This window comes from Corynebacterium argentoratense, assembly GCF_021491455.1.
Lineage (GTDB): Bacteria > Actinomycetota > Actinomycetes > Mycobacteriales > Mycobacteriaceae > Corynebacterium > Corynebacterium argentoratense_A.
In genome coordinates this window covers 191,968-205,055 of record NZ_JAKETN010000004.1, presented here as the reverse complement: position 1 = coordinate 205,055, position 13,088 = coordinate 191,968, and the positions used below count along the sequence as shown (strand labels likewise).

The 13,088-nt window shown below is 60.7% G+C and carries 12 protein-coding genes; 6 read left to right on the top strand and 6 right to left on the bottom strand.

The annotated features are described in order from the left end of the window. The first annotated feature begins 137 nt into the window (after nucleotides 1-137). From L1C91_RS06920 to yhjD, 4 genes are all read left to right on the top strand, one after another. The gene (locus L1C91_RS06920; RefSeq protein ID WP_234858615.1) at nucleotides 138-1,337 is read left to right on the top strand and encodes an MFS transporter; all 1,200 of its coding nucleotides are present in this window, start codon (nucleotides 138-140) and stop codon (nucleotides 1,335-1,337) included. 113 nt (nucleotides 1,338-1,450) lie between these two features. Next, nucleotides 1,451-2,374 (top strand): exodeoxyribonuclease III, encoded by a 924-nt coding sequence (locus L1C91_RS06915; RefSeq protein ID WP_234858693.1) that lies wholly within the window; start codon nucleotides 1,451-1,453, stop codon nucleotides 2,372-2,374. Nucleotides 2,375-2,457: 83 nt separating this feature from the next. Next, nucleotides 2,458-3,492, top strand: a complete 1,035-nt coding sequence (gene trpS, locus L1C91_RS06910; RefSeq protein ID WP_234858614.1) for a tryptophan--tRNA ligase — start codon at nucleotides 2,458-2,460, stop codon at nucleotides 3,490-3,492. An 89-nt stretch (nucleotides 3,493-3,581) separates the two neighbouring features. Then, a complete protein-coding gene (yhjD, locus tag L1C91_RS06905) occupies nucleotides 3,582-4,664 on the top strand; it encodes an inner membrane protein YhjD (protein ID WP_234858613.1) in 1,083 nt (360 codons plus the stop codon). 17 nt (nucleotides 4,665-4,681) lie between these two features. Here yhjD and L1C91_RS06900 read toward each other — a convergent pair whose 3' ends face one another. After that, complete coding sequence (locus L1C91_RS06900) at nucleotides 4,682-5,926, bottom strand: D-alanyl-D-alanine carboxypeptidase family protein (RefSeq protein ID WP_234858612.1); 1,245 nt, start codon at nucleotides 5,924-5,926, stop codon at nucleotides 4,682-4,684. A 38-nt stretch (nucleotides 5,927-5,964) separates the two neighbouring features. On the opposite strand from L1C91_RS06900, the gene L1C91_RS06895 reads away from it, so the two are divergent. Next, nucleotides 5,965-7,197: an adenosine deaminase gene (locus L1C91_RS06895; RefSeq protein WP_234858611.1), complete on the top strand. Its 1,233-nt coding sequence runs from the start codon at nucleotides 5,965-5,967 to the stop codon at nucleotides 7,195-7,197. Nucleotides 7,198-7,246: 49 nt separating this feature from the next. Here L1C91_RS06895 and L1C91_RS06890 read toward each other — a convergent pair whose 3' ends face one another. Genes L1C91_RS06890 through L1C91_RS06880 form a run of 3 tightly spaced genes read right to left on the bottom strand, consistent with a single transcriptional unit; the run spans nucleotide 7,247 to nucleotide 9,760 of the window. Then, complete coding sequence (locus L1C91_RS06890; RefSeq protein ID WP_234858610.1) at nucleotides 7,247-8,476, bottom strand: hypothetical protein; 1,230 nt, start codon at nucleotides 8,474-8,476, stop codon at nucleotides 7,247-7,249. An 11-nt stretch (nucleotides 8,477-8,487) separates the two neighbouring features. Further along, nucleotides 8,488-9,387: a C40 family peptidase gene (locus L1C91_RS06885; protein WP_234858609.1), complete on the bottom strand. Its 900-nt coding sequence runs from the start codon at nucleotides 9,385-9,387 to the stop codon at nucleotides 8,488-8,490. Between the two features lie 31 nt (nucleotides 9,388-9,418). Beyond that, a complete protein-coding gene (locus L1C91_RS06880) occupies nucleotides 9,419-9,760 on the bottom strand; it encodes a hypothetical protein (RefSeq protein WP_234858608.1) in 342 nt (113 codons plus the stop codon). Between the two features lie 75 nt (nucleotides 9,761-9,835). Between L1C91_RS06880 and upp the strand changes: the two genes are divergently transcribed. Continuing rightward, nucleotides 9,836-10,471, top strand: a complete 636-nt coding sequence (upp, locus tag L1C91_RS06875) for a uracil phosphoribosyltransferase (RefSeq protein WP_234858607.1) — start codon at nucleotides 9,836-9,838, stop codon at nucleotides 10,469-10,471. Nucleotides 10,472-10,479: 8 nt separating this feature from the next. On the opposite strand, the gene L1C91_RS06870 is transcribed toward upp, so the two are convergent. Together L1C91_RS06870 and L1C91_RS06865 are read right to left on the bottom strand one after the other, a co-directional pair. Further along, nucleotides 10,480-12,186: a phospho-sugar mutase gene (locus L1C91_RS06870; RefSeq protein ID WP_234858606.1), complete on the bottom strand. Its 1,707-nt coding sequence runs from the start codon at nucleotides 12,184-12,186 to the stop codon at nucleotides 10,480-10,482. Continuing rightward, nucleotides 12,183-13,088 (bottom strand): purine-nucleoside phosphorylase, encoded by a 906-nt coding sequence (locus L1C91_RS06865; protein ID WP_234858692.1) that lies wholly within the window; start codon nucleotides 13,086-13,088, stop codon nucleotides 12,183-12,185. Before L1C91_RS06865 ends, L1C91_RS06870 begins: the two co-directional genes overlap by 4 nt.

Genomic DNA, 13,088 nt, shown 5'->3' with positions numbered 1-13,088 from the left:
ATACCTGGTGTGCTGTGGGCACGTGGCACCGCTACACCAAATGTGGTGGAGCGGGCCTATATATAAGGGTGTGAGGTTAATGACGTCGCGGGGGTTCCGGCGCGGAGGTAGCCCGGGTTGGCGTGTACGGTTGGCGTGTGAATACGCCAGCCCGACGCCCTGTACCTCTGCAAACTCAGCTTTCTGATGCCCGCCGCACGTGGGTGATGCTCGCTTTAGCTTTGGGTGGGTTTGCTATTGGTGTCACCGAGTTTGTGTCTATGGGCCTGCTGGGTCTGATCGCTGATGATTTTTCGATTACCGAAAATCAGGCCGGCCGTATTATTGCGGCTTACGCTTTGGGTGTAGTGGTTGGTGCACCTTTGATCGCAACGCTGACGGGTAAGCTGCCGCGGCGTCGTCTTCTCTTGTTGCTGACGGCTGGGTTGGTGATTGGCAACGGTTTGTCTGCGATTGCGACGACGTATCCAATGCTGATCGTTGCCCGTTTTATTGCAGGCGTTCCCCACGGGGCGTACTTTTCGGTAGCGGGGTTGTCGGCGGCATCGATGGCCGCTCAGGGGGCTCGTGGCCGCGCGATCGCCTTCCTCGGTTTCGGCTTCGCCTTCGCCACTGTGGGCGGTGTCCCAGCGGTCCAGGCGTTGGGGGCGCACTTCCATTGGAGTCTCGCCTACGCGATTGTGACGGTGCTGGCTGTTGCAACCTTGGTGAGCTTGTGGTTCCTCATGCCGCACATGACGCAGATGCCTTCGACGAATGCGCGCACCGAATTGTCGGCATTCACGCGTCCTCAAGTTCTGTTAACGCTGCTGACGGGTGCTGTTGGTTTCGGAGGCATGTTCGCCGTATATACGTATATTTCGTGGACGATGACGCAGCGCGCTGGTCTGAACATCGAATGGATGTGGGTCGTGCTGATGGCCTACGGCTTGGGTATGTTGGCCGGAAACTGGTTGGGGGGCCGTCTGTCCGACCGCAGCGTGGAGTTTACGGTGACGCTGGCGTTGTCTGCTATCGCGATCTGTCTAGTCGCTTTCTATTTCACCAGCGCGAACGCGATTGCTGGCACCATCAACTTTGGGCTTATCGGCATGTTTGGTTCGGTTCTTGTTCCCGCGCTCCAAGTGCGTTTGATGGATACCGCAGGCGAGGCGCAGACACTAGCTGCCGCGTTGAATCACTCTGCGCTGAACTTCGCTAACGCCGGTGGTGCAGCACTTGGCGGTGCTGTGATCGCCCACGGCTTTGGCTATTCCGCGCCTGCCCTAGCCGGTGCAGCACTGTCTGTTGTCGCTCTGGGGATTTTTATTCCAACGGCGAAAGCCGCAGCCAAGTAGGCACAGGCGACCAAACTGCTCTTTGGTAGGCGACCAAAACGCCCTTTCCTGGGCGACCAAACTGCCCTCGCTGGGGTCGTGCAGCGGTGCGGCTATGCTTGTGCCCCATGAGCATCACGATTTCAAGCGTCAACGTCAACGGCATTCGTGCGGCTGTGAAACAGCGCAGCGAGACAAACCTGGGTTTCCATGCGTGGTTGGAGTCTGCTGGCTCGGATGTTGTGCTGCTGCAGGAGGTTCGCGCCAACGAGAAGCAAACCCTGGAAGCCTTGGCCCCGGCGTTGGATAACGGCTGGCATTATGTGGGCGCGGAGGCTGCGGCGAAGGGCCGGGCGGGCGTTGGCATTTTGTCACGCTTTGAGCTTGATGACGTCGCGGTGGGCATTGAAGGATTTGAAGATTCCGGCCGCTACATCCAGGCGACGCTGCGCGGTGTTGAGCTTCGTGGCGAGCCTGTGACGGTTGCTTCTCTGTATTTGCCCAGCGGTAGTGCCGGGACAGAGAAACAGGATGAAAAGTACCGCTTTGTGGACGTATTTGAAGGTTTTCTTACCCAGGCCGCTCGAAGCCACACCAATATGGTGGTGGGCGGCGACTGGAATATTTGCCACCGCAGCCAGGATTTGAAAAACGACAAGACCAACCAGAAGAAGTCGGGCTTCATCGCATCCGAGCGAGCCTTCATGGATGCGGTGTTCGGGACCTTCCCCGACGAGGCCTCCCAGATTGATCCTGATAAGGCTGCTGAGTTCTTCGGTGCCGTTGACTACACCCCTGGCGAGGTGGCGCGTGCACGCATAGTCGCAACCGAACCCGTGTGGTTTGATGTGGCGCGGCGTCTTCAACCAGAAGATGCGCCCTACACATGGTGGACCTATCGGGGCCAAGCTTTCGACACAGACGCAGGGTGGCGCATCGACTACCAAGCGGCAACCGAAGCGATGCTCGGTCACGCCACCAAGGCGTGGGTGGATAAGGCTGCAGCCTACGACCTCCGCTGGTCCGACCACGCACCGCTCAACGTGACATACAGCTAGGGGTGCAGCAACAGGGCAGTCTGCAGGCCTGTGGAAGTAGGGCAATGCACACTGCCAGCAACCGGCCGAATAGACTGGCATGCATGTCGAGCGAAACCATTACGAAGCCGGAACGTAAACAACGCGTTGTCTCGGGCCTGCAGCCCACCAGCGACTCCTACCACCTCGGAAACTACCTGGGTGCCGTCCGGCAATTCATCGCACTGCAGGATGAATACGATGCGTTCTACTTCATCCCGGACCTGCACGCCATCACCGTCGACCAAGACCCCAAAGAACTGCGTCACCGCACTCTTGCTGGCGTCGCACAGCTTCTAGCCCTTGGTATCGACCCGGCCAAGTCCACACTGTTCGTCCAAAGCCACGTGCCCGAGCACGCGGAGCTTGGATGGGTCCTGACATGCATGACCGGTTTCGGCGAAGCGTCCCGCATGACCCAATTTAAGGACAAGTCCGCCAAGCGCGGAGCCGACCGCACCGGGGCAGGCCTGTTCGCCTACCCCATGCTGATGGCCGCAGACATCTTGCTGTACCGCCCCCAGCTTGTTCCCGTGGGTGAAGACCAGCGCCAACACATCGAGCTCACTCGCAACCTCGCGGAACGCTTCAACTCCCGCTACAAGAAAACCTTTGTTGTGCCCGAAGGGTTCATCCCCGAGGGTGCCGCGAAGATTTACGACCTGCAGGACCCGACATCGAAGATGAGCAAGTCGGGTTCCAACCCCAAGGGCATCATCAACCTCTTGGACGATCCCAAGGTCTCTGCAAAGCGGATCCGTTCCGCAGTGACCGACAACGACGGCGTCATCACCTATGACAAAGAAAACAAGCCCGGCGTGTCCAACCTGCTTGTCATCCAGTCTGCGTTGACGGGAACCCCCATCGACAAGCTCGTTGAACACTACGACGGCCAGGGCTACGGCGTGCTCAAGGTTGAGACTGCGGAGGCACTCGAAGCCTTCACCACACCGCTCAAAGCCCAGTTTGACGAGTACATGGCGGACACCGCAGAGCTGGAAAAGATCCTGGCTGACGGCGCAGAAAAAGCACGCAGCATCGCTTCTAAGACCCTTGCGGACGTCTACGAACGCGTTGGGTTCCTCATGCCTAAGCATTAACGACAAAGAAGTTGAGGCGAGTGCAGCACAAGTGCGGCTCTGCTTAAAGCCGCACAAAGACACCCCCGAGTAGAGCAAACATAAGGAACATGGCGGCTATTACCCGTACAGCATCAGAAAACACCGACGAATACGGCATCGAACGCGTCCGTAAAAACGAGCCAGGGTTCGTCGACAAGTTGCGTGACAAGTGGCCGTGGTTTGACCACATCATGGCCATGCAGGAGCGCTACGCAAACATGGGCGGCAACCAGTATTCCGCCGGCATTACGTACTTTTCGGTGCTGTCGATGTTCCCCATCCTCATGCTGGTGTTCGCCGCTGCCGGTTTCGCTTTGGCAGCGCGGCCTGAGACACTCAGCGACATTCAGATGCACATCACCGACTCCATCAGCGGTGATGTCGGAAGCCAGATTAACGAAATCATCGACACCGCCATTAAGCAGCGCAACGCAATCGCCGGCATCGGTGCCCTGACCGCGCTGTGGTCGGGTCTAAACTGGATGAACAACCTGCGCTACGGCGTATCGAAAATCTGGAAGCTCGACCCCAGCGACGGCAACTTTGTTGTGAAGAAGCTGTGGGACCTCATGGGTCTGATTGCTCTGCTGGTTGCGCTGATCATCGCGTTCGGTATCACCGCCGCAGGATCCTCCGGGTTGACCTCCATGCTGCTGGAATACCTTAAGTTGGATCACATCATCGGTATCGACGCCATCACCCGGGTTATCGCCATTACCGTCGGACTGATCGCCAACTACCTGGTGTTCTTCTGGCTAATCGTCTTCCTGCCCCGCGGCAAAGTTCCGGTGAAATCCGCAGCTAAAGCAGCGGTCATCGGTGCTATCGGCTTCGAGCTGATCAAACAGCTCGGTAGCGTGTTCTTCTCCAGCGCTGTGAAAAACCCAGCCGGTGCGACCTTCGGGCCGATCATCGGTGTCATGGTGTTGCTCTACCTGATCTGGCGCATCCTGTTGTACTCGAGCGCTTGGGCTGCCACCACCAAGGAATCCCTCGAATTGCTCGAATTGCCGGCACCTGAACCCGCAATCATCCGCGTGCGCGCAGAGGTCTCGCCCGCACCGAGCCCCAAGGTCGCCGGTTCACTGTTCGGCGCCGGTGCAGTTGCCGGTATCGCTGCGATCATCGCAGCACGCCTGGGCAGAAAATAACCCCCTAACGCCGGAGGCTAGCGCCGGCGCACAGCAAAGGCAACGCCGGCGACAACCAACACAGCCAGCGCGGTGAGGGACAGCGCTAGTGTTCCCGTCACAACACCAGAGCCCAAGCCAGTAGAAGGCGCATCAGCATCTTCGGTGGGGGAGGTAACCTCCCGCACCGAATCCTGCCCATCTGCTGGCTTTAATGCATTGCGCACGGAGCCAACCGGTTCGGAGCCTTCAGGCGTGGCATACGCGGCGTCAATAAGTGCTTCGGCCTGTTCCCAAGCGCGCCCCTTATCTACCGTGGTGTCGAGGACAATTGCGGCGATACGACGCCCATCGCGCTCCACCGCACCAGCAAAAGTATGCCGAGCATCATCGGTGTAGCCGGTTTTGCCAGCGAACCCGCCCTCGGTGTTGTACAGCAAGCCATTGTCGTTCCATAGCTCGTAGCCGGGCCTGTCGCCCCACCCCGGAAAATCCACATGGTCCGTGGCGAAAATCGGCAACAGAACCTTGTTGCTGAACACTTGCTGGTAGATCAAGGCAAGGTCATAGGCAGAGGTCTGCATGCCAGGGGCATCCAAGCCCGAATAGGTTGCGGCATAGGTGTCCTGGGTGCCCAAAGAACGAGCGCGCGCGTTGATTGCCTTCAACGTGTCAGCGTCGCCACCCAGCAGTTGGGCGAGGGCATGCGCGGCGTCATTACCCGAAGCCAGCAGCAGGCCATTGAGCAAATCCCGCACCGTGTAGGTGCCTTCGGGGTGAATGCCCACCGCGGAACCTTCTGCTTCTGCAGAATCCAAGCTGACCGGCGCAGGATCGTCTAGCTTGAGGCGCTCGGCAGCCTCCAGGGCCAATAAGCCCTTGATGACGCTCGCTGGACGGTAGCGACCGTGAGGATCCTTGGCGGCGAACACCTCGCCCGAGTCGAGGTCATAGACAATCCACGCGGAGGCCAAAATGTCCGGAACTACAAAGCCGTTTTCAGCAACGATGCCGCATTCGGCCATCTTCGGGCCACCGGCGGGCTTAGAGGGGGCCGGAGGGGGAGTCGGAGTGCTGGACCCCGGGGCCACGACCTCTGAGGTGTCTGCGGCTGCTTCCGGCCTCTCGCGGTGAGGACATCCGGAGGTATCCGGGGCAGTGGAGCGCGGCGCGGGTGTTGCAGCCGAAGCCGGCGGAGCAGGCGGAACAAGTCCGACAGCACCGGCGCTCAGCAGCGCCACCAAACCAACACGTGAGGCGCGCACGCCTAGCCAGTCAACCATGGGGGCAAGTCTAGCGAAACACGGTTAACCTAAAGAACATGACTACGAACCCTAGTGATGTAACCGACCCGAAGAATCTTTTCCGCGAGGACATCGCCCAACTGCCCAAGGTTGTGTTGCACGACCACCTCGACGGCGGACTGCGCCCGGCCACCATCATCGAGCTCGCCGAAGCCGCAGGCTATGGCAACCTGCCCACCACTGATCCGGAAGAACTAGAGCGTTGGTTCGTAGAGGCAGCCAATTCCGGTTCACTGCCGAAGTACCTAGAGACCTTCGACCACACGACCGCGGTGATGCAAACAGCAGAAGCAGTCACGCGCGTCACCGCCGAGGCAGTGGTGGACCTGGCTGCCGACAATGTTGTTTATGCAGAGCTGCGGTTCGCACCTGAACAGCACCAGAGCCAAGGCCTAAGCCTTCAAGACATTGTTGACGCCGCGGTGGCCGGATGTCAGCAAGGTGAGGCGCAGGCTGCACAGCAAGGCAAGCAAATCACCGCCCGGCTGATTTTGTGCGCGATGCGGCACACTGACCGCAGTGTCGAGATAGCCCAGTTGACCATCGACAACCACACACCGGATGGCTATGTTGCTGGGTTTGACATTGCCGGCCCGGAGGACGGGTTCCCGCCGTCGCGCCACCACGAAGCGTTTGACCTGCTGCGCCGCAACCATGTGCCGTTTACTATTCACGCGGGCGAGGCCGCTGGTTGCGACTCTTTGGAATCTGCAGTCTATGAGGGCGCGCAGCGGATCGGCCACGGGGCTAGGGTGTATGAGGATTTTTCTGCCGACCTGGATGGAATCCAAGCGGGTCGGTTGAGCAGCTACATTCGTGACCGTCGTACACCGCTCGAGCTGTGCCCAACTTCCAATGTCCACACCGGCGTTGTTGATGACCTGGCCGATCACCCCTTTGCTCTGCTGGATACCATGCATTTCGCGGTCACCGTCAACACCGACAACCGACTGGTCAGCGGAACCACCATGACGCAGGAGATGGCTGTGCTGGTGGAGCAGTTTAACTACGATCTGGACGGGCTGTTCAACGTCACCCAGAATGCGATCGAGCAGGCATTCATCCCCCAGGATCTGCGCGAAGAGATCCTCAATAATCAGATCATCCCGGGATTTGAGAAGGTCGCAGGCATCGAATCCGAGGAGCCAGAACCAGAGGCAACCCAGGGGCGACTGACTCAGGAGGAACTGGACGCCATTGATCCAGCACTGTTGGAAGAACTAGGCATCGACCCTAAAGACTTCCTCTAAAAACACGCAGGGCCCGGCTGGTGTAGCCGGGCCCAGTTGTTTGTGCAGATTAGAACTTAGAGAATCGAGCAACCAGCCCGTTTTCCAGCTGGCGCCAGCCTTCTACCTCTGCGGTGTACGGGGCAGAAGGCACGTAGCCGGAAGTGGAGCCCAGCATGTATGCCAGGTACTCCTGGGTCTGCGGGTTGGCGACAAGCACAGAGCTGACGGCGTCATCGCGTGCCCAGTCCGCGGCGTCAGCAATCAATTCGTAGGCACGGCCAAGCTGCTGGGTATCGACATTGTTGGGGCCATTGTTGATGTCTTCCGCCAGCCCGGTGAAGGTGTAGACGTTCAGCGGATCAACGATGACGTCGACCGTGCCGCCGTTGATCGCATCCATGACGTCCTGCCAGGTGCTGACGGCCGCGAGGTCATGCTCGCCATGTTCGGCCAACCATCGGGTCATCGCCTTGCGGTTGTTGAAGGTGTAGATCTGGCCGTAGTGACCAAGGAACACGGGGCGGCCACCGACATAGGTGCGCAGCGTGTAGAGGGTGCGGCCTTCGATGGCGATCTTGATGGGGTCGATACCGCTGGCGCCCCACACGGACGCATCATAGGGGTCGATGTCCGCGATGGCTTTTTCTTTTTCTTCTTTTTCGCGCTCGACCTGGGCGTCTGCTTCGGCGATGGCTTGTTCGGCCTCCTTGACCGCGGCGTCATCAATGAGGTCGTCGGGGCGGTAGACGTGCTCGTCGAGGCTGTCGATGATGCTGTCCCAGTTGGTGGCGACCACCCGTCCGACAGCAGACCATTCGGACAGGCCATTTTCGCCCGCGTAGTGGTCGGAACCACGCTGCACATTGGCGAGCACCGAGTGGGAAGAGAAGGTGGACTGGATGGGCAGCAAGCTCAGGACGCTGGCCAGTGATTGGGTGATGCGGAAGCAACGAGCCACACTCTTGACCGCATTGTGCGAGGGGCGGTTGGCGAGCATCTGGGGCACACCGATGAGGTCGTAGGTATCACCCTCTGTGGGGGTGACCCAGTTGGCGGGGCGTTGAGCAAAGTCGTTCCACGACGGGTGGGAATCTAGGTCGTGGGGCTGGCCGCTGCGGATGAACGCCAAAACCTCGGCAGGGGAGTTGAAGAAGTAGATGTGTTCCCCGTGGCCGAGGAATGCCTGCCATTCTTCGTTGTGCTGCCTGTAGGTGGGGGCCCAGAGGGTGAAGTAGTCGCCCTCGGTGAGGGAGATCTTTACCGGGAGGATGCCTTGGTTCGCCTGAGGTTTAGCCATAGGCGAACATTCTACCCTGTGGGGCGGAAGTACCCTTTGAAAGCCATACCCAGATTTGTGGTACGCAGTGGGGAGGTGCTCACTGGGTTGCCGGCTTCGATGATGGTGCCATTGCCGGCGTACATCGCGACGTGGCCGTCCCACACCAGCAGGTCGCCTTCGATCAACTCGTGGCTGCCCACGGGCCTTCCGATGTTTTGCTCCTGCGCTAGGCGTGGAAGTTCGACGCCCGCTTGGCGCCATGCCCATTGTGTGAGCCCTGAGCAGTCGAAGCCGACGCCGGGTGTGCTTCCACCCCACACATAGGGAACGCCAAGCTGGGAGCGTGCTGCCGCGACCGCGCGTGCGCCGGCATGCCCGTCAGAAGAATGTGCGATTGTGGATGACAGGGGTGCGCCGGGGGCGTCCGGCGCGGTGGCGGTGGGGTGTGTTGGCGGTGGTGCTGCTTGGCCGTCGGTTGCGGCGATGGCGTGCAGCCGTTGGGTCAATGGGGAAAGGTCGTCGCCTAGCTGTGTCAGGCGACCAATGGCGTAGGAGATCAGTTCTCCCGCACGGCTTTGGGCAGACAGCACAGCTGCGGCGGCGGCGCCCGGGACGGGATTGAGCATGCCGATGATGTCCTGTTGGGCGAGGGGCAGCAGGCGCTGTGCTTCGCCCACTATGTCCGCTTGGGCGGCCATGATCAGCGGTTGTGCTTGTGCGGCGATGTCGCTAATGGTTGCCGCATCCGCAGCTAGCTCGTGGTGGGCGCGCATGTACCGGGTGGCGTGCCCGCCTAATTGTTGGGCTAGGTGTTCGGCGGCACTTAAGTCCGGCAGGGTCGGTGGGGCTAGGACCACGTTGGCTGCGGGAAGGGCACGTTCGATTAGGTCTACAACGTCGAGGATGTCTGTCAGTGGGGCTGGTGTCATGGAAGTGTCGTCCTTATGGTGGTGGCGCTCCTTAGCTGTTGAGGAGGCGCTCGAGTGTTTCGGCGGTGGCCCGGTCGAGTTCGTCGATTGCGCGGATGGTGCGCCCGCTGAACTCTCCAAGGTGTTGCATGGTGTCAGTCAGTGCCCGCGCCCTGTTGGTTGTGTGTTCGATGGCGCTGCCCGCGGCGGTGAGGAATTCTGCGTAACTATCGAGCATCCCTTCGCTGATCGCTGTGCTCTCTGGGCCGTGCCCGGGCCGGAAGCTCTCTAGCCCTTTGAGCAGATCTGTTACCAAACTGAGCGATAGTCCAACATCGAGCTCGAGGCGTTGTCCGCCGGCTGGGTGCGAGGTGGGGTTATTGTGTGCGTCCATATGTTCTTAGACGTGTGCTGCGGGGTGGAGGTTCCACAGTCGGCGAGATTTTTGTCCGGGGTTATGATGGCCCTTATGGACATCACGGTTTGCGATCACCCCCTTGTTGCTTCTCGACTGACGCTGATGCGCGATGCACGCAGTGATAACGCCGCGTTTCGTGCCGCGTTGAAGGATTTGGGCGCGATGCTGATTTTTGAGGCGTCGCGTGACCTACCTGTTGAGGTTTTTGACGTCGCGACTCCCGTGGCGACTGCGAAGGGCGTGCGGTTGGAAAAGCCGCCGATTATTGTTCCGGTGATTCGCGCCGGGTTGGGGATGGTTGATCCTGCGTTGTCGATGATTCCCGATGCGCAGGTTGGCTTTATTGGTATTGCTCGGAATGAAAAGACTCACGAGCCGGTTCCGTATTTGGAGGCCCTGCCTGATGATTTGAAGGGTCAGCCGGTGTTTGTGGTGGATCCGATGTTGGCGACGGGTGGTTCGTTGCTGCATGCGATCCGTTTGTTGGTGGAGCGTGGTGCGACGGATATTACTGCCGTGTGCATGGTGTCTGCGCAGCCGGGTGTGGATGCGTTGGCGGAGTCGGGGTTGCCGGTGCGTTTGGTGACGGCGACGATTGATCCGGAGCTCAACGAGGACGCCTACATTGTTCCTGGTTTGGGTGATGCGGGGGATCGTTTGTATGGCCCCCGCAACATCGACCTGTAGGTGTGTCGTTAGCTGACGTGCTGCTGGACGAATTGTTCAGCTAGTTGCAGCAGTTGTTGTGCCTGCGCGCGGGTGTGCGCGTGGGTTTCGATGTAGAATTTTGCTTTGGGTTCGGTGCCGGATGCCCGCCCGATGATCCTGATGGCGGGGATAGCGCCTCTGTGCTGCGGGCCCTCGTCTGGGTGTGTGTCTGGGGGCGCGGCGGTGAGCGTGAGTCCTTGGTTTTCTGGCAGCGAGCCGACCACTAGGGCCATGCCTGCAAGGGTGTCGGGGCATGTGTTTTCTAATTGGGCGATGACGTCGCGGGGGTTGGGGGTGCGCACGGAAATCTGTCTTCCTTGGAAGTAACCATGCTGCTGGTAGAGGGCTTCGAGTTGTTCTTCCAGGGTTGAGCCTTGTGCTTTGAGCTCTGCTGCCCAGGAGCAGGCGACGAGTGCGGTGGCGATGCCGTCTTTGTCGGCGACCATCCAGGGGGCGGGGCAGGTGCCGATGGCTTCTTCGTATGCGAAGACGAGTTCTCCGGGTCGGCCGGTTGCCGCGCGGGTGAGGTGTTTGAATCCGGTGAGTGTTTCTTGGTAGTCCCAGCCGCGTTGCGTGGCGATGTTGCCAAGTAGTTGGGAGGATACGACGGTGGTGGCGACGACGGGGGCTGCTACTGTTCCGAATGCTTTGCGCGTGGTCGCCATGCGTGTGTCGACGATGCGGGTGGCTAGTAGTGGGCCGAGTTCGTCCCCGCGGAGCATGCGGAATCGGCTCCCAGAGCTTTGACCTACTGGGGCCTCGGTGCGGATGCCGATGGCGCAGCGGTCAGCGTCGGGGTCGAGTGCGACGAGGATGTCAGCGTCGACTTGTTGTCCAAGCTCGATGAGTTGGTCGGTGGCGCCGGGTTCTTCCGGGTTGGGGAAGTCCACCGTGGGGAAGGTGGGGTCGGGGTGGTGCTGGCTGGCCACCGACCAGGTCATGGCGAATCCGGCCCATTGGAGGGCTTGTTTGAGCGCTCGGCCGCCGACGCCGTGGAGCGCGGTGTAGGCGACTTTGAGGTCGGCGCGTTCGTTGTTGACGCGTAGTCGTTCGGTGGCGGCTGGTTCCACGAGGCTGACGACGACGTCGAGGTAGCGGCGTAGTTGATCGGGCGCGGGACGCACAGTGACGCGAGGGATGTTCGCGACGTCATCGAGGCTGATGCGCGCGATGTGTTTTTCGATTTCCCGGTCGTCGGGGGAGATCAGTTGGCTGCCGCCGTCTACGTAGACTTTGTATCCGTTGTCGGAGGCGGGGTTGTGGCTGGCGGTGATTTGCACGCCCGCGTCCAGCCCTCGGTATTTGACCAGCCAGGCAAGCACAGGGGTGGGGGTCGGGGTGGGTAACAAGGTGACTTCGAAACCCGCCCCGGCGAATACCTCTGCGGCGGTGACGGCGAAGGTGTGGGAGCCGTAGCGGGCGTCGAATCCGACGGCTACTTTAAGGGCACCGTCGTCGATGTTGCCGTGGATTTCGCCGAGCAGGGCCTCGGTGTCCGGGTCGGGGTGGTGCTGCTGGGCGCCGGATGCAGCCCTGGCTGCTGCACGTTCGGCAAGCCAACTTGCGACGCCCGCGGTAGTGCGGGTGACTTGGGTGACGTTCATTTCTTGTGCCCCGGGCCCAACGGGCGCGCGCAGGCCAGCGGTACCGAAACGCAGGCCCTCGGTCACTGGTTGTTGGTCGTTAATGTTCATAGTTCGTGCACCACCTGTGCCAGGAGACTGCCCATCATCTCGGCTGCCTGGGCGCCTGCCTCCAGGACTTCCTCGTGGTTGAGGGGCTGCCCGCTGATACCGGCAGCCAGGTTGGTCACCAGTGAGATGCCTAAGACTTCCATCCCGGCCTCGCGCGCAGCGATGGTTTCGTACACCGTGGACATGCCGACCAGGCCAGCGCCGAGGGTGCGCAGCATGGCGATCTCGGCGGGGGTTTCGTATTGGGGGCCGGGCATCATGGCGTAGACCGCCTCACGTAGCGCAGTGGTGCCGGTTGATGTTGTGGAGCCAGCACGCGACGCGACGTCATTGGCCAGGGCACGCAGGCGTGGGGAGTAGGCATCGGTTAGGTCGACGAAACGCGCGCCAACCAGCGGGGTTCGGGCGGTGAAGTTGATGTGGTCGCTGATCAACACGGGCTCGCCGACGCGCATCCCTTCTTCGAGGCCACCGGCGGCATTTGTCAACACCACTGTGCGCGCACCGCAGGCTGCCATCGTGCGGACCATGTGGGTGGTTCGCCACAGTTCGTTGTCCCGATAGCCCTCGTAGGCGTGGATTCTTCCCAAACACACAGCGACTATTTGCGGTGGTTGCGCATCTGCATCCCTCGCAACTGAATAGAGGCGCACCTGGCCGCCGTGGCCTTGAGCGGTCGGGGCGACACACCCGGGGATCTCCGCCATGGGGATGGTTGTGAGGTGCTCGGCGCCGTTGCGGGCGAAGGAATCTGCGGCGTCGCGCCAACCGGAGCCCAGGACGATCGCGGCGTCAACACCATTGATCGCATGGGTGGGGCACTGCGTGCGTGCAGTGTGCAGCAGGAATTCTGCGGCGGTGTTGGCGAGCTCGTAGGGGTTTGGGTCAACCTTGGCAACCAT

Excerpts from the sequence above, each read along its gene's own strand:
- trpS (WP_234858614.1), top strand. The coding sequence starts at position 2,458 with ATGTCGAGCGAAACCATTACGAAGCCGGAACGTAAACAACGCGTTGTC.
- yhjD (WP_234858613.1), top strand. The coding sequence starts at position 3,582 with ATGGCGGCTATTACCCGTACAGCATCAGAAAACACCGACGAATACGGC.
- L1C91_RS06900 (WP_234858612.1), bottom strand. The coding sequence starts at position 5,926 with ATGGTTGACTGGCTAGGCGTGCGCGCCTCACGTGTTGGTTTGGTGGCG.
- L1C91_RS06895 (WP_234858611.1), top strand. The coding sequence starts at position 5,965 with ATGACTACGAACCCTAGTGATGTAACCGACCCGAAGAATCTTTTCCGC.
- L1C91_RS06890 (WP_234858610.1), bottom strand. The coding sequence starts at position 8,476 with ATGGCTAAACCTCAGGCGAACCAAGGCATCCTCCCGGTAAAGATCTCC.
- L1C91_RS06885 (WP_234858609.1), bottom strand. The coding sequence starts at position 9,387 with ATGACACCAGCCCCACTGACAGACATCCTCGACGTTGTAGACCTAATC.
- L1C91_RS06880 (WP_234858608.1), bottom strand. The coding sequence starts at position 9,760 with ATGGACGCACACAATAACCCCACCTCGCACCCAGCCGGCGGACAACGC.
- upp (WP_234858607.1), top strand. The coding sequence starts at position 9,836 with ATGGACATCACGGTTTGCGATCACCCCCTTGTTGCTTCTCGACTGACG.
- L1C91_RS06870 (WP_234858606.1), bottom strand. The coding sequence starts at position 12,186 with ATGAACATTAACGACCAACAACCAGTGACCGAGGGCCTGCGTTTCGGT.
- L1C91_RS06865 (WP_234858692.1), bottom strand. The coding sequence starts at position 13,088 with ATGGTTGCCAAGGTTGACCCAAACCCCTACGAGCTCGCCAACACCGCC.